The 15,139-nt window shown below is 71.3% G+C and carries 11 protein-coding genes; 3 read left to right on the forward strand and 8 right to left on the reverse strand.

Annotated elements, in window-relative coordinates; genetic code table 11:
* The 5 genes from BV453_RS00655 to BV453_RS00675 form a co-directional block, all read right to left on the reverse strand.
* Positions 1–1,594: FGGY family carbohydrate kinase (locus BV453_RS00655; protein ID WP_249520601.1), on the reverse strand; the 1,594-nt coding region annotated here is incomplete at its 3' end.
* Entirely contained in the window at positions 1,582–2,601 is a 1,020-nt protein-coding gene (locus BV453_RS00660) for an NAD(P)-dependent oxidoreductase (protein WP_249520602.1), read from the reverse strand. The genes BV453_RS00655 and BV453_RS00660, both read right to left, overlap by 13 nt.
* Positions 2,602–2,637: 36 nt before the next feature.
* Positions 2,638–3,453, reverse strand: a complete 816-nt coding sequence (locus BV453_RS00665; RefSeq protein WP_161973074.1) for a GntR family transcriptional regulator — start codon at positions 3,451–3,453, stop codon at positions 2,638–2,640.
* A 340-nt stretch (positions 3,454–3,793) separates the two neighbouring features.
* The gene (locus tag BV453_RS00670; protein ID WP_249520603.1) at positions 3,794–4,957 is read right to left on the reverse strand and encodes an acyl-CoA dehydrogenase family protein; all 1,164 of its coding nucleotides are present in this window, start codon (positions 4,955–4,957) and stop codon (positions 3,794–3,796) included.
* 163 nt (positions 4,958–5,120) lie between these two features.
* Entirely contained in the window at positions 5,121–6,050 is a 930-nt protein-coding gene (locus tag BV453_RS00675; RefSeq protein WP_025104684.1) for a M15 family metallopeptidase, read from the reverse strand.
* 74 nt (positions 6,051–6,124) lie between these two features.
* Here BV453_RS00675 and BV453_RS00680 point away from each other — a divergent pair, with 74 nt between their 5' ends.
* Both BV453_RS00680 and BV453_RS00685 read left to right on the forward strand, forming a co-directional pair.
* Positions 6,125–7,219, forward strand: coding sequence for an Rv2578c family radical SAM protein (locus BV453_RS00680; RefSeq protein WP_025104685.1), 1,095 nt, complete (start codon positions 6,125–6,127; stop codon positions 7,217–7,219).
* Positions 7,220–7,262: 43 nt separating this feature from the next.
* A complete protein-coding gene (locus BV453_RS00685) occupies positions 7,263–7,802 on the forward strand; it encodes a YaeQ family protein (protein WP_025104686.1) in 540 nt (179 codons plus the stop codon).
* A gap of 70 nt (positions 7,803–7,872) precedes the next feature.
* Here BV453_RS00685 and BV453_RS00690 read toward each other — a convergent pair whose 3' ends face one another.
* Positions 7,873–9,939, reverse strand: coding sequence for a DEAD/DEAH box helicase (locus BV453_RS00690; RefSeq protein WP_249520604.1), 2,067 nt, complete (start codon positions 9,937–9,939; stop codon positions 7,873–7,875).
* A gap of 273 nt (positions 9,940–10,212) precedes the next feature.
* On the opposite strand from BV453_RS00690, the gene BV453_RS00695 reads away from it, so the two are divergent.
* Positions 10,213–11,109, forward strand: a complete 897-nt coding sequence (locus BV453_RS00695) for an aldose 1-epimerase family protein (protein ID WP_249520605.1) — start codon at positions 10,213–10,215, stop codon at positions 11,107–11,109.
* 96 nt (positions 11,110–11,205) lie between these two features.
* Here BV453_RS00695 and BV453_RS00700 read toward each other — a convergent pair whose 3' ends face one another.
* Both BV453_RS00700 and BV453_RS00705 read right to left on the reverse strand, forming a co-directional pair.
* Positions 11,206–14,346 carry an efflux RND transporter permease subunit gene (locus tag BV453_RS00700; protein ID WP_249520606.1) on the reverse strand — a complete coding sequence of 1,047 codons (3,141 nt, stop codon included), beginning with the start codon at positions 14,344–14,346 and terminating at the stop codon, positions 11,206–11,208.
* Between the two features lie 16 nt (positions 14,347–14,362).
* The gene (locus BV453_RS00705; RefSeq protein ID WP_249520607.1) at positions 14,363–14,950 is read right to left on the reverse strand and encodes a TetR/AcrR family transcriptional regulator; all 588 of its coding nucleotides are present in this window, start codon (positions 14,948–14,950) and stop codon (positions 14,363–14,365) included.
* Positions 14,951–15,139 lie beyond the last annotated feature (189 nt).

Genomic DNA, 15,139 nt, shown 5'->3' on the forward strand with positions numbered 1-15,139 from the left:
CTCGAGCCCCGACCTCCCTCCGCTCTTCACCCCGCCGGGGGCCGCGGGCCGCCCCCGGCGGGGTGAAGAGCGGAGGGAGGTCGGGGCTCGAGATCGCCAGGACGTCGCGGTAGACGCGGTGCCAGCGCTCGGTGACCGCGCAGTACTGCTCGTGCTCGGCGGGATCGACCCGTTCGACCCGCTCGGCGTCGCCCATGGGCGGGAGCGTGGCGCCGACACCGGCGGCGGCGAGACGCGCGGCACCGTACGACGTGGCCTCGGGGGCGGGGGTGACGCGCGTGTCCAGGCCGGTGACGCCGGCGATGATCCGCGGCCACAGCGCTCCCGCACTCGACCCGCCGGTGAACGTCACGGTGCCGTCCGCGACCGCGCGGCCCGCGGTGAGGGCGGAGAGGATCTCCAGGTGCGCGCCGGCGACGATGGCCGCGGACTCCTCGATCGCCCGGATGAACGCCCCGCGGGACGATCCGGCGGCGTCGTTGATGTCGAATCCGACGAACGCGGGCGCGGCGTGGTGCCACGCGTCGGCCTGCATGACGTTCGCCATCGTGGCGACCACGCCGTTCGCGCCGACCGGGACCTCGGCGGCCCACTCCTCCATGATGCGGAAGGCGGAGCGGCCCTCCGCGCGTCCGAGCGCCACCGCGTCGGGGCACATCGCGTCCCGGAACCAGCGCATCGCGAGTCCCGACAGGAAGCCGATGCCCTCGATCATCCAGGTGCCGGGGTCGACGTGGCAGAGGGTGCGCAGACGACGATCCGGGTCGACGAGGGGCTCCGCGACGACGGCCGTCGTCTGCCAGAACGTCCCGGCGACGATCGTCGGAGTCCCCTCTCGCGCCGCGATGCCGTGGAGGGCGAGCTGCGTGTCCGCCCCGCCGGCGACGACCGGGGTGCCGACGGGCAGCCCCGTCGCGGTCGCGGCTTCGGGCGTCACAGCGCCGACGACCTCGCCGGCCGCGACGACCGGGGGCAGGATGCGCCGGTCGATGCCGACGAGATCCGCGAGGTCGGCGGACCATCCCCGCGCGCGGAGGTCGAAGAGGGCGGAGCTCGACCCGCAGGTCGGCTCGGTGACGAAGACGCCGGTGAGCCGGGTGGTGACCCAGTCGCTCAGCATGCCGAGGTGGCGCGCACGGGAGAGGACCTCCGGCTGATGGCGCGCGATCCAGCGCAGCCGAGCCGGTGCGGTGATCGACACCCAGTCCCCGGCGGTGCGGTAGATCTCGTCGGCTGTGCCCTCCGCCACGAGCTCGTCGGCCTCGGCGCGGGCCCGCCCGTCCGTGTTCGGGCAGGCCCAGATCTCCGTGCCGGCCTCGTCGAACAGCACGAAGCCCTCGCGCATGCTGGAGGCGGCGACGGCGGCGACGCGGCGGCCGTCCAGGCGCGCGACGACCTCGGCGACCGCGCCGGCGATGGCCTCCCAGCCGTTCGCGGTGTCGAAGGCCGTGCCACCGGGGTGGCCCGGGATCGCGCGGTGAGTCCACTCCCGGGCGGCGTGGGTCACGAGCCGGCCCTCGATGTCGAAGGCGAGGGCGCGTGCGGAGCCGGTCCCGGCGTCGATCGCCAGGAAGACGTCGGTCAGCGCTCCCATCGCAGATCACCTCCTGCCAGGAACCGCTCGACTTCCGCGGCGAGCATGTCCGCACCGCGGGCGAGCGTCTCGTGTGTCGCTCCGGCGAGGTGGGGGGTGAGGACCAGGTTCGGCTCCGCGACGAGCTCGCGCCACGGCCCGTCGGGCTCGTTGACGTCGAGGGCGACGCCCGCGAGCTGTCCGGAGCGCAGCCCGTCCAACAGTGCGTGCTCGTCGACGAGCGACTCGCGGGCGGTGTTGATGAGGAACGCGCCGCGCGGCATCCGCTCGATCTGCGCCCGGCCGATCAGGTGCCGGTTCTCGGCGGTCGCCCTGGCGTGCACGCTGACCACGTCGCTAGCGGAGAGCAGCGCGTCGAGGTCGCCCACGATCGTCGCATCGGTCACCGTCTCGGGATCGACGAAGGGGTCGTACGCCGTGATGACGGCCCCGAGGGCGCGAGCTCGCGCCGCGACCAGCCGGGCGACGTTGCCGTAGCCGATGAGACCGAGGCGCAGCCCCTTGACCTCGCGTCCGAACCACCGGGCGCCCTCGAACGTCGACTCGGCGAGCGGACGCCCGTCCGCCACCCGGTCGTCCACGTCCCGAAGGGAGGCCGGCACGTTGCGCACCAGCGAGATGAGGAAGCCGATGGTGAGATCCGCGACGGCGTCGGCGTTCTTGCCCGGCGTGGTCGTCACGCGGACGCCGGCTTCGCGGGCCGCGTCGAGGTCGACGTTCACGGGGCCGCCCCGCGCGCAGCCGAGGAGGCGGAGGTCGGGCAGGGCCGCGATGACCTCGGCGGTGATGGGGGCGGCGTGGAAGGCGACGACGTCATACCCCGCGGCGAGCCGGGCGACCTCGGCCGGATCGCCCTCGAACTCGCGGATCGCGGCGGTGTCCCACGTGGGCTCCGCGATCGTCATCGTGACCGCGTCGGTCTCGATCCCCCGCTCCCGGAAGGCGCGGGTGAAGACCTCGGCGGTCATGTAGCTGTCGCCGATGACGAGGATGCGGTGGTCGGTCATGCAGGGCTCCCGGAGGATCGAGGGACGGGGAAGGGGTCAGCGGAGCGCGGCCGGGTATCGGCCGGAAGCGGTCTCGTTCGAGATGCCCGCCGCGTCGAAGCCGGTGTCGACGCTCACGCGCAGACGGTCGGTCCGCACGGAGGCGCGGGAGATGTCGATGGGCTGCCCGCTCTGGTCGTAGGCGACGGCCTCGACCACGACGATCGGATGCCCCGGCTCGACCTCGAGCAGTCCCGCGAGCATCCGGTCGGCCGAGACGGCCTCGATCGTGCGGTGCATGCGCGCGATCCGCACACCGGTGACGCGGGAGATCGCGGCGTAGAGGCTGGCCCGGGGGTCGCGGAGGTCGGGAAGGACGCCGACGAAGCGCGTGGGCAGGTAGTTGATCACGTGGACGGCCGTACGGGCGCCGACGGCGCGCACGCGCTCCAGGACGAAGCCCATGCCGTCGGGCGAGTCGCGACCGACCACCGCGGCGGCCCAGGACGGCAGCGGCTCGATCCCTCCGCGGAGGATCTCCGAACTCAGGGCGCTGCGTCCGTCCTCGCTGTACTCGCCGAGCAGGCTCGGCGCGGAGGGCAGCGTCCAGGCGGACGGCCCCTGGGCACGCTCGACGAATGCGCCCTTGCCCTGCTGCCGCGAGATGATCCCGGCGCTCTCGAGACGGGACAGCGCATCGCGGACCGAGGTCCGGGAGGCCGCGAAGTGCGCGCGCAGCTCGCTCTCACTCGGCAGGCGGTCCCCGGGCGCCCAGGCGCCCTGGGCGATCTGCCCCTCGACGGCGCGCATGATCTGGAACCAGATCGGAGCCGTCGACGTACGGTCGAGCTGCGGCAGGGTGAGCGTGGACATTCCGGCCTCTTCGGTGAGCGGGTGCGAGGACATCGGCGTCCTCGAGCCGGACGTTGCCTGTCCGGACATGTATCGATCATGGACCAGCACATGTATCCCCTGAAGAGACAAGTCAGAAGAAAGTCGACCCCCTGGTCGAGCCCGGGATTATCCGCTCGTCATCAGGCTTTTCTGCGCAGAACGACGACCCAGGGACCGGCACGCCGCACGGCCGACTGTCCCCGCCGGCGCCACTCGTCGATACAAGTGGGGCCGCACTCCTCCGCCTCCAGACGGAAAACGCACCCTCGGGATGTCCCGAGGGTGCGTTTCTCCTGTGGCCCGCCGCGCGGGCCCTGTGTCAGCGCTTGCCGGCGATCTGACGCCCGACGATCTCGCGCATGATCTCGTTCGTGCCGCCGTAGATGCGGTGCACACGGGCGTCGAGGAAGGCGCGGGCGATCGGGTACTCGGTGATGTAGCCGTAGCCGCCGTGGAGCTGGACCCCGGCGTCGAGCACCTCCCACTCGCGCTCGGTGGCCCAGAACTTGACCTTCGCGGCCTCTTCGGCCGAGAGCCTGCCGTCCTTGTACGCCAGGAGCGCGCGGTCGATGAAGGCCCACAGCGCGTCGACCGTGGCGGACATGTCGGCGATGGTGAAGCGGCTGTTCTGGAAGTCGATGATGCGCTCCCCGAAGGCCTCGCGGTCCTTCGTGTAGGCGACGGTCCAGTCGAGCGCGGCCTGTGCGGCGGCGGCTCCGGCCACGCCGATCGAGAGGCGCTCGAGCGGGAGGTTCATCATGAGCTGGATGAAGCCCTTGCCCTCGACGCCGCCGATGAGGTTCTCGTCGGGCACGAACACGTCGCTGAACGACAGCTCGGCGGTGTCGTGACCGTGGAAGCCCATCTTCGAGAGCTTCTTGCCGTTGTCGAACCCCTCCATGCCCTTCTCGATGAGGACGAGGCTGAACGCGTCGGGCCGGTTGCCCTCGCCCGTCTTGACGAAGGTCACGACGAGGTCGGCGGTCGCACCGGACGAGATGAACGTCTTGGCGCCGTTGACGAGGTAGCCGCCGTCGACCTTCTTGGCGGTGGTCTTGATGCCGCGGAGGTCGGAGCCGGCCCCGGGCTCGGTCATGGCGAGCGCGCCGACGACCTCGCCGGTGGCCATGCGGGGCAGCCATTTCTCCTTCTGCTCCTGCGTGCCCATGTGCACGAGGTACGGGACGGCCAGGTCGTCCTGGATGCCGAAGGCGCCGGCGAGCGAACCCGCTCCGGCTGCGATGACCTCTTCGTTCACGATCGCGCGGAAGCGGTAGTCCTGCAGCATCCCGGCGCCGCCGAACTCCTCGGGCACGGAGAGCCCGATGATGCCGGCCTCACCCGCGGCGCGCATCGTGGCGCGGTCCACCTCGCCGGCGGCGTCCCACTTCTCGATCGCCTCGTGCGTGACGTGGCGCTTGACGAAATCCTTGACGAGGTCGCGGAATGCCTCGTGATCCTCTTCGTAGATGTCGCGTTCCATGCCGTCCTCCCGAACGTGTCGTGCGTCGTTGCTCCGGCGAGTCTACGGCGGGAACACGGGGCAGGACAGGCGATTGTGAGAATGCATCCCATCCCGAGTGGGACTGGGTACCGCGTTTGTGGAAAGCCTCAGAGCACACCGAGCGCCACCGCGGACGCCCCCATCAGTGCTCGTAGTCGGGAGCGGCGGGCAGGCCGAAGAACTCCTCGAGGGTGTGGAAGCCGCCCTCGTGATACGCCGCCGCGAGCTCCGTTCCGACGTAACGCAGGTGCCAGGGCTCCGGCGCGTACCCGGTGACGGCGGTGCCGACCTGCTCGTAGCGCACGATGAACCCGTACTCCCAGGCGTGCGCGGCCACCCACTCGCTCTGCCGCGTCGCCCCGAAGCCGTCGAGACCGCCGCATTCGGCATCGCAGGCCACCACGTCGAGGGCGAGACCGGTCTGATGCTCGCTGTGCCCCGGGCGCGCCGAGCCGGCGTCCGCGTCGGCCTGCCCCTGGTCCCGCACGTGGGCCCCGTAGGTCGCGACCTGGAGCCCGTAGGACCGGTAGCCGTTGTTCGCGCCGATGCGGCCGACGCCCGCAGCCGCGGCGGCCTCCGCCATGCGCCCGACCGCGTCGGCGACCTCCGCGCGCACGCGGCCCGACGGCGTCGTCATCTGCAGGGGCACCTGGCCCAGTTCCGCGGGCTCGTAGGCGGCCGGATCGAGCGGACGCCCCTTGTTCACCACCACCCAGATCCGGGCGGGATCGCTGAGCGAGACGCAGGGCGCGTTCCCGGCGACCACCGCCTCACGGAAGCGCGCTCCGCCGCCGAACCCCGCGATGGTGGCGGCGTCATCCCCCGCCGCGATCGCCTCCTGCACCCCGGGGTCGGCACAGGGGTCCGCCGCGGGCGTCGCCGCGTTCTCCACGGTCGGCACCTGCATCACCGCGACCGGCCGCGGCATGTCCTCCGAGGCGACAGGGGTCGCGGCCGCCCCGGTGAGGGACAGCAGCACGCCCACCGCGGTCACCGCCAACCCGACCGGGAGGGCGGCGCCGAAGATCGGGGAGCGCGGCGCCGCATGCTGAGCGTACGGCGAGGAGGGCATGGCCCCATTCTTCCATTCGAACATTGATGCCATACTCGCTTGACTTCGATTCGATTCTTTGTTCGACTATGACGATGCGGTGGCAGGGACAGAAGCTCGCGGACAGCGACGAGGCGGCGCTGCCCGGTCTCGAGAACCGGTCCAGCGTCCTGCGCACGGTGACGACGCCGGAGTTCGCCGGGATGACGTTCCACGAGGTGCTGTCGAAGTCCGCTCTCAACCACGTCCCCGGGGCGTCGCGCATGCCCTTCGCCTGGACGATCAACCCCTACCGCGGCTGCTCCCATGCCTGCACGTACTGCTTCGCACGAGGCACGCACGAGTACCTCGACCTCGACGGCGGCGCCGACTTCGACACCCAGATCGTCGTCAAGGTCAACGTCGTCGAGGTGCTCGAACGGGAGCTGCGCCGCGGGAGCTGGCAGCACGAGACGGTCGCCCTCGGCACGAACACCGACCCGTACCAGCGGGCCGAGGGGCGCTACGCCCTCATGCCCGGCATCATCGAGGCGCTCGCGGCGTCGGGCACCCCGATGTCGATCCTCACGAAGGGCACGCTGATCCGCCGCGACATCCCGCTGCTGAAGAAGGCGGCGCAGCGCGTGCCGGTCGACGTGCAGATGTCGATCGCGATGTACGACGACGCGCTGCAGAAGGCGATCGAGCCCGGCGCTCCGACCACGCAGGCCCGCCTCGACACGGTGCGCGCCCTCGCCGACGCCGGCTTCCCGGTGACGGTGTTCCTCATGCCGATCATGCCGCACCTCACCGATTCCCTCGCCGCGATCGACGACGCCCTGCGCCGCATCAAGGCCGCCGGAGCGCGGAGCGTGATCTACGGAGCCCTGCACCTGCGTCCGGGCGTCAAGCCGTGGTTCTTCCAGTGGCTCGGCGAGAACCGTCCCGACCTCGTGTCGTCGTACCGGGGGCTCTATCCCGGAGCGTCCGTCGAGGCGCCGAAGCCGTATCGGCAGTGGCTCGCCAAGCGCGCCCGTCCCCTCATCCGGACGCACGGACTCGACGGCCGGCACGAAGACGACTATCCGCGGCGCGGGTTCCGCCCGGGCCAAGGCCACGTGCAGACGGAGACCCCGGCGGCCGGGCCGGTGATGTTCACCCCGAGCGGCCGCGCCGCCGCGTCCCCTCCTCCCCAGCCGATGCTGTTCTGAGTCGGTCACGGAAGGGGTGCTGCGCCACGTAGGCTCGAGGATCATGGCGATCGGTTCGACAGTCCACACGTTCGAGATGCAGCTGGCCGACACCGATCGCGGGGTCTACGAGGACGTCTCGCTCCGCGCCGCCCGGCATCCCTCCGAGACCGACGCGTACATGCTCACCCGGGTGCTCGCGTACGGACTCGAGTTCGCGGAGGGCATCGCCTTCGGCGGCAGCGTCTCCGACACGGAGGAGCCCGCCGTGCTCGTGCGCGACCTCACGGGGCGGGTCACCGTCTGGATCGAGGTGGGCGCTCCCGATGCCGCACGGCTGCATCATGCCACCCGCCTCGCGGACCGGACGGTGGTCTACACGCACCGCGATCCCGCCAAGGTCATGGCGCCGTGGGCCGACAAGCGCATCCACCGGGCCGAGGACATCCGGGTCTACAGCTTCGATCCCGGCTTCGTCGACACCGCCACGCCCCACCTCGCCCGCCGCAACACGCTGACCCTCACGGTCACCGAGGGCGTCCTCTACCTCGACCTCAACGGCACGTCCCTGATGACGTCCCTCCACGAGCACACCCTCCCCTGACCCGGCCGGTGCGGAGTGCGAAAAGGCCCCGGAGACCGAAGTCTCCGGGGCCTTTCTGATCCCGAACGGGTCAGGAGGTGAGCTCGGCGGCGGACGGCACGCGCCCGGCGATCTCCTCGATCACGTCGTCGTCCAGGCGGGCCTGCTCGAACGGGGCCTCGATCTCGGCGCGACCGAGCAGCTCGGTCATCCGGCGCTGGCGCTGCCGAGTGATGAGCGTGACGACCCGGCCCGAGCGCCCCGCGCGACCCGTGCGACCGGAGCGGTGCAGGTACGTCTTGTACTCGTCCGGCGCGTCGGCCTGGACCACGAGATCGATGTCGTCGACGTGGATGCCGCGCGCGGCGACGTCGGTCGCGACGAGCACGTTCACCCGACCCGAGGTCAGCTTCTCCAGGTTGCGCGTGCGCTTGGCCTGGTTGAGATCGCCGTGCAGCGAGACGGCCGGGATTCCCGCGTCGTCGAACTGGTCGGCCAGCATCTCGGCGTAGGCGCGCGTGCGGGCGAAGACCAGCGTCTTGCCCTCGCGGTCGACGAGCGACGTGAGGATGTCCGCCTTGTCGCGGTGCTCGATGACGAGCACCCGGTGCTCGATGGTGCTGGAGCCCTGGTCTTCGCCCGCGACCTCGAACACGGCGGGGTCGACGAGGAACTCGTCCACCAGCGCCGCGACCTCGCGGTCGAGCGTCGCGGAGAACAGGAGCTTCTGGCTGCCCTCGGCCGTGCGGCGGAGGATGCGCTGCACGGGCTCGACGAATCCGAGCTCGCACATGTGGTCGGCCTCGTCGAGCACCGCGATCCGGCAGTCGGACAGGTCGAGCTTGCCCTGGTTCATCAGGTCCTCGATACGGCCGGGGGTGCCGATGACGATGTCGACGCCCTTCTTCAGCGCGCCCACCTGGCGGCCCTGCGGCACGCCGCCGTAGATCTGCGTCGTGAAGAGGCCGACGCTGCGGGCGATCGGCTGGATGGTCCGGTCGATCTGCAGCGCGAGCTCGCGCGTCGGGGCGAGGATGATCGCGCGCGGCGCCCGTCCGAACTCACGACGCTTGCCCGCCTGCGACTGCAGCACCCGCTCGACGAGCGGTGCCCCGAAGGCGATGGTCTTGCCGGAGCCCGTGCGTCCGCGGGCGAGCACGTCGCACCCCTCGAGGACGGCGGGAATGCTCGCCGCCTGGATCGGGAACGGCGTCGCGGCGCCCATGTTGTTCAGGGTCTCGGTGATGTTGGAGCCCAGGCCGAGGTCGGCGAACGTGACGCCCTCGACCTCGACGGCCTGCACGGCCTGTGCCTCGAGGCGCTCGTGGACGACGTCGTCGGCCTGCTCGAACGCCGCCTTCGGCTTCGCGTTCCAGTCGCTCCGGGTCGGACGCTCGTCGCGACGAGGGCGCTCGTCCCGACGCGGCCGCTCGGTGCGGTAGGCCCCTCCGGTCGACGGCCGCTCGCGCCCGCCCTCGAAGGAGCGCTGCGTGCGGTCGCGGTCGAACGCGCGGCGCGCACGGGCGGCGTCGTACGAACGCTCGGTCCCCTGGTCGCCACCGCGGGTGCGATCGCCGCCGCGGTCGTCCCGCCGCGGACGGTCGTCGCGGTCGAAGCGCGGACGCTCGTTCCGGCGGTCGTCGAAGCGCGGGCGTCCGCCGTCGCGGTGGTCGCCGTCGCGGAACCCCTGTCGCTGCGAGCCGCCGCGGTCGTCCCGCCGCGGACGGTCGTCGAACCGTCCAGCGCCGGACCGGTCGTTGTACCGCGGACGCTCGGCGCGGTCGTCGAACCGGCCGCCACCGGCGCGGTCGTCGCGGCGGTGCGGGGCCTCGCGACGCCCGGACTCCGCACGGTTGCGGATGCTGCGGGCCTCGTCGCGACCGGCGCGCTCCTGGGAGCTCCAGCGGCGCTTCGGAGCACCGGACTCGGCCTCCTCCGGGCGGTAGCCGCGGTGCCCGGGGCTGCGGCTCCCGGGGCGACGGTCGTACCCGCCGGTCGCGCGACCCTCGCGGTCGTCGCGTGCGGGACGCTCGTCGCGAGCCGTGTCCCGACCGCCGGCCGGACGGTGGCGGTCGTGGAACGAGGTCTTCTTGGCGCCGTAGCGCGGCTCGAAGTTCGCGGCGGCGCGACCGCCGCGGGGCTTCTTGTTCTTGGGCATTCGGGTGTCCTTCTTGCGTTCTCGCACGAGAACAGCGCTGCGCGCACGCGCGAGCACTCCGATCCAGCGGAGTCCGGACGATCTGCGGCCGGGGCCATTCCTGTGATGGTTGATTCGCGTCGATCGACGCGCACCATCGGCCCCTGGACTCACACTTCACACACTGAAAAACGTCCGCGCCCTGCGCGGGTGTCCGAAGCCGACCGTCTCAGTCTACCCGGCATCCCTGGGAGACCCCCGCACTCCGGCGGCCTGCGGCACTACGATGTCGAGGTGAACTCCGTCTCTCCCACCGGCACCCAGGTCCATCTCCGTCTCGGCGACGTGACCGCGCAGATCGCCCAGGTCGGCGCCTCTCTCCGTGCCCTCCGGATCGGCGAGGTCGATCTCATCTCCCCGTATCCGCTCGACATCCCGACGCCGTCGTGCTCGGGCGTCGTGCTGACGCCCTGGCCCAACCGGGTGCGCGACGGCCGCTGGGACGACGAGGGCACTGTGCGCCAGCTCGCGATCACCGAGCCGAAGACGGACAACGCCAGTCACGGCCTGCTGCGCTTCACGGCGTACGCCATCGAGCAGACGGAGGGGGCCGCGACGCTGCGGGCGACCGTCTTCCCGCAGACCGGCTACCCGTACCTGATCGAGACGTCCGTCGCGTATGTCCTCACCGCGGAGGGCATCGAGGTCACGCACACGCTCACCAACTGGTCCGACTCCCCCGCGCCCGTCGCGGTCGGCACACACCCGTTCCCCACGATCGGCGACGTCGACCCGCACGATCTCGTCCTCCGCGTGCCCGCCCGCACCGCCTTCGAGACGGATGACCGCATGCTCCCGATCGGCACCCGCCCCGCCGATCCCGAGCTGCGCGAGGGCATCCGCGTCGGCGACGTCTCGCTCGACACCGGGTTCACCGACCTCGAGCGCGACCCGGACGGCCGGGTGCGGCACACCCTCACCGCCCCCGACGGCCGGACCGTCACGCTCTGGCAGGGCGAGGGCTTCGACTTCGTGCAGGTGTACACGGCCACGAACTACCCCGATACCCCGCTCGCGGTCGCGATCGAGCCGATGACCGCGCCGGCCGACGCGTTCAACAGCGGCCGGGGCCTGCGGCGCCTGGCCCCGGGCGAGACCTGGACCGTGGAGTGGGGCCTCTCCTTCGCCTGACCGCGGTCCACCGGTCCGGAGAACACACGCGGAAGGGCCCCGATCCTCGTCTCCTCGACGGGACCGGGGCCCTTTCTCCGCGTTGCGGACGCGCGACTACTCGCCGTGGTTCTCGCGCAGCTCGCGCCGGCTGACCGGCGTGCCGTCCGTGTGCACGGGGACCGGGGCGCCATCGTCGTGCGGCTCGCCCTTCCGCGCGCGACGGCGCTCCCGCGCCCCCTCGACGAGGTTGTACAGGGTCGGCAGCACGATGAGCGTCAGCACGGTGGAGGAGACGAGCCCGCCGATCACCACGATCGCCAGCGGCTGCGAGATGAAGCCGCCGTGCCCGGTGATCCCGAGCGCCATCGGGGTGAGGGCGAGGATGGTGGCGAGCGCGGTCATGAGGATCGGGCGCAGACGCTTCTCCCCTCCCGCCATCACCGCCTCCGCGGTCGACAGTCCCTTCTCCCGGTACTGGTTCACGAGGTCGACGAGCACGATCGCGTTCGTCACCACGATGCCGATGAGCATCAGCACGCCGATCAGCGAGGCCACGCCGAGCGGTACGCCCGTGATGATCTGCAGCAGGATGGCGCCGGTCGCCGCGAACGGCACCGAGATCAGCAGCAGCAGCGGCTGACGCAGCGACTTGAAAGTCGCCACCATCACCACGTACACGATGAGGATCGCGGCGAGCATCGCCAGGCCGAGCTGCGCGAACGAGTCGGCCTGCTGCGAGGCGACGCCGCCGACCTCGGCCGAGGCGCCGTCCGGCAGGTCCGCGGCGGCGAGCGCCTCGGTGACCGACTGGGTGGCGACCGCGAGGTCGTCCGATGCGGGCGGCACGGTGACGGTCGCGGTGCGCCGTCCCTGCTCGGTGGTGATCGAGGTCGGACCGTTGCGCTGCTCCACGGTCGCGATGTCCTCCAGCGGCACGATGCCCGCCGCGGTGGGGATCGCGAGCTGCTGGAGGGCGTCGACGGTCGTCGGCGGCTCCGGGTTGACGAGGTACACGGTCAGCGCGGTGTCGTCGATCTCGACCGAGCCGATCTGCTGGGGACGCATCGTGTTCGACACGATCGATCCGACGGCGACCTCGGACAGTCCGACCTGGGCGGCGGCCTCGCGATCCACGACCACGGCGATGTACGGCAGCGCCTCGGCGAGGTTGTCGGTCACCTGCCCGATGCCCTCGCGGCCGTCGAGCTCGTCCACCACGGCGGAGGTGGCGGTGGCGAGGTCGTCGCCGGTCGCGGCCGACACGGTGATCTCGATGTCGCTCGAGCCGAAGCCGGCGGATGCCGCGACGGCGACCTCGCCGACCTCGTCGCCGAGGCCGTCGATCGCGTCCTGCACCTCGGCGCGCAGCTTCTCCTGGTCGGCGTCGCCGTCGGTGAGCACGGAGTACGTGATGCCCGCACCGCCGGAGAACGCGTCGCGCAGCGCGGAGCCGCTCGACCCGATGGACGCCTGCACGTGCTCGATGCCGTCGATGTCCAGGAGGGCCTCCTCGACGGGGACGGCGGCGTCGGACTTCGCCTGCAGGCTCGCCGTCGGGCCGAGGTCCTGCGTCACGGTCATGGTGTTCTGACCGGAGTCGCTGAGGAAGTTCACCTTCATCAGCGGGGCGGCGGCGAGGGTGCCGGCGAGGACCACCACCGCGAGCGCGACGGTGATGCCCGAGTGCTTCAGCGTCCAGCCGAGGATGGGCCGGTAGCCGCGCTGCAGCCGCGTCGGCGGGGCGGCCGGGTCCTCCGGGTCGATCGCGTTCCCCTGGTCGTCGAGGAGCGGCTTGCCGGGCTTGAGGAACCAGTACGCGAGCACCGGGACGATCGTCAGCGCCACGAAGAGCGACGCGACCATGGCGATCGTGACGGTCATCGCGAACGGACGGAACAGCTCGCCCACCATGTCGCCCACGAACACGATCGGCAGGAACACCGCCACCGTCGTGATGGTCGAGGCGGTGATGGCGGCGGCGACCTCGCGCACGGCGAGACGGATCGCGTCGCCCTTGTCCGCGTCGCCCACGTAGTGGCGCTTGATGTTCTCGATCACCACGATCGAGTCGTCGACCACGCGGCCGATCGCGATCGTGAGCGCCCCGAGGGTCAGCACGTTGAGGGAGTAGCCGAACGCCTGCAGCCCGATGAAGGTGATGAGGACCGAGGTCGGGATCGAGATCGCGGTGACCAGGGTCGAGCGCACCGACATCAGGAACACGAGGATCACGAGCACGGCCATCACGAGACCGAGCAGACCCTCCGTGGCGAGGGTGTCGATGGACTGCACGATGAACGGCGCCTGGTCGAACACGACCGTGAACTCCGCGTCCGGAAGCGCCTCCCCGATCTCGTCGAGGGCCGCGATGACCCCCTGCGACACCTCGACCGTGTTGGCGGCGGGGAGCTTCGTGATGGAGATCGACAGGGCGTCCTCGCCGTCGACGCGGGAGATCGAGGTCACCGGGTCGGACACCTGCTCCACCGTCGCGACGTCGCCGATGGTGACCGCGGTGCCGACGAGCGGCAGGGCGGCGATCTCGTCGACCGAGGTGATCTTCGCTCCGGTCTGCACCGTGAGGGTCTCGTCATCCTCGGTGATCTCGCCGCCGGGGAACAGGGTGCCGTTCTGCTGGAGTGCCGTGCTGATCGCCTCGCTGCTCTGTCCGGCGGCGGCGAGCTTCGCGAGGTCGGGGGTGATGGTGATGCGCTGTCCGACGCCGCCGACGATCTCGGCCGCGTTCACCCCGTCGACGTCCTCGAGGTCGGGGATCGCGACGCTCTCGAGCTGCGCCTGGGCGTTGTCCGCGTCGTCGAAGCCGGTGACCGCCACCTGGATCACCGGGAAGTCGTCGATCGAGACCGAGAGCACCTGCGGCGTGACGTCCTCCGGCAGCTGCGAGGAGATGCGGTTGATCGCCTGCTGGATCTTCTGCTCCGCGGTCGCGAGGTTCGTGCCGTACGAGAACATCGCCTGCACGATGGACGCATTGGTCGTGCTCGTCGCGGTGGTCGACTCCAGGTCGGGAACCCCCTGGATGGCCGACTCGATCGGCGTCGAGACGTCGTTCTCGACCACCTCGGGCGAGGCGCCGGGGTACGTGGTCATGACCACGAGTGCCGGCAGCTCGAGCGACGGGATGAGCTCCTGCTTGAGGTTGGTCAGCGCGAGCCCGCCGAACACCGCGGCGACGATCGTCACGAGCGCGATGAGGGCGCGGTTCTTCAGGCTGAGGATGGCGAGTTTCGACAAGGCGTGGTCCTCGGTGTCAGGGGGTGGCGGTCGCTGCGGATGGGAGGGAGAGAGGTTCTCCGAGGATCCGCGCCAGTGCGGATTCGAGGAAGGACTGTTCGAGATCGACGTCGCGGATCTGCGTGCTCCACATGACGCCGTCGATGAAGATCATCGCCGCTCGGGCCCGGTCGGCGCCATAGGTCGGCTCCAGGAGGTCAACGAGGCGGTCGGACAGGTGGCGCGCGAGCTCGCGCAGACGCGGATCGTGGACGGCCGCCGTGACCACCGCTCGATCCGCCTGCACGGCGTGTCCGTCGTGGATGCTGTCGTGGACGAGCGCGGCGATGACGTCGGCCCCGGCTCCGCGGTCGGCGAGGGTCTGCCGCACCCCGTCGAGCCGGCATTCGATCTCGTCCGCGAGGGCACGGAAGGCGGCGCTGCGCAGGTCGTCGAGGGTGTCGAAGTACTGGGTGGTCGCCCCGAGCGGCACTCCGGCGCGGGCGGCGACCATGCGGTGCGTGATGGCGTCGGCCCCGACCTCGACGATGAGCTCGGCGGCAGCCGTGACGATCTCCCGACGGCGCGCTTCGGGATCACGCCGCCGACGCGCGCTCTCCGCCATCGCTCACCCCCTGGACACCCGTACATGTACGTTTGTACATTCGCTCCGGTGTGAACTCCCTGAGAGCCCCGCCCCTCTCCCCCTCCCCCCTCGCTGCGGGATCAGAAACGTGCCTGGGAGACGCGGTTCGGGTGCCCTATTGCACTCCCCTGCCGGTGGGTCAGGCGGCGGAGGAGGAGGGGGTGGAGG

Source organism: Microbacterium sp. ER1 (assembly GCF_023383675.1).
Lineage (GTDB): Bacteria > Actinomycetota > Actinomycetes > Actinomycetales > Microbacteriaceae > Microbacterium.

Excerpts from the sequence above, each read along its gene's own strand:
- BV453_RS00660 (WP_249520602.1), bottom strand. The coding sequence starts at position 2,601 with ATGACCGACCACCGCATCCTCGTCATCGGCGACAGCTACATGACCGCC.
- BV453_RS00665 (WP_161973074.1), bottom strand. The coding sequence starts at position 3,453 with ATGTCCACGCTCACCCTGCCGCAGCTCGACCGTACGTCGACGGCTCCG.
- BV453_RS00670 (WP_249520603.1), bottom strand. The coding sequence starts at position 4,957 with ATGGAACGCGACATCTACGAAGAGGATCACGAGGCATTCCGCGACCTC.
- BV453_RS00675 (WP_025104684.1), bottom strand. The coding sequence starts at position 6,050 with ATGCCCTCCTCGCCGTACGCTCAGCATGCGGCGCCGCGCTCCCCGATC.
- BV453_RS00680 (WP_025104685.1), top strand. The coding sequence starts at position 6,125 with ATGCGGTGGCAGGGACAGAAGCTCGCGGACAGCGACGAGGCGGCGCTG.
- BV453_RS00685 (WP_025104686.1), top strand. The coding sequence starts at position 7,263 with ATGGCGATCGGTTCGACAGTCCACACGTTCGAGATGCAGCTGGCCGAC.
- BV453_RS00690 (WP_249520604.1), bottom strand. The coding sequence starts at position 9,939 with ATGCCCAAGAACAAGAAGCCCCGCGGCGGTCGCGCCGCCGCGAACTTC.
- BV453_RS00705 (WP_249520607.1), bottom strand. The coding sequence starts at position 14,950 with ATGGCGGAGAGCGCGCGTCGGCGGCGTGATCCCGAAGCGCGCCGTCGG.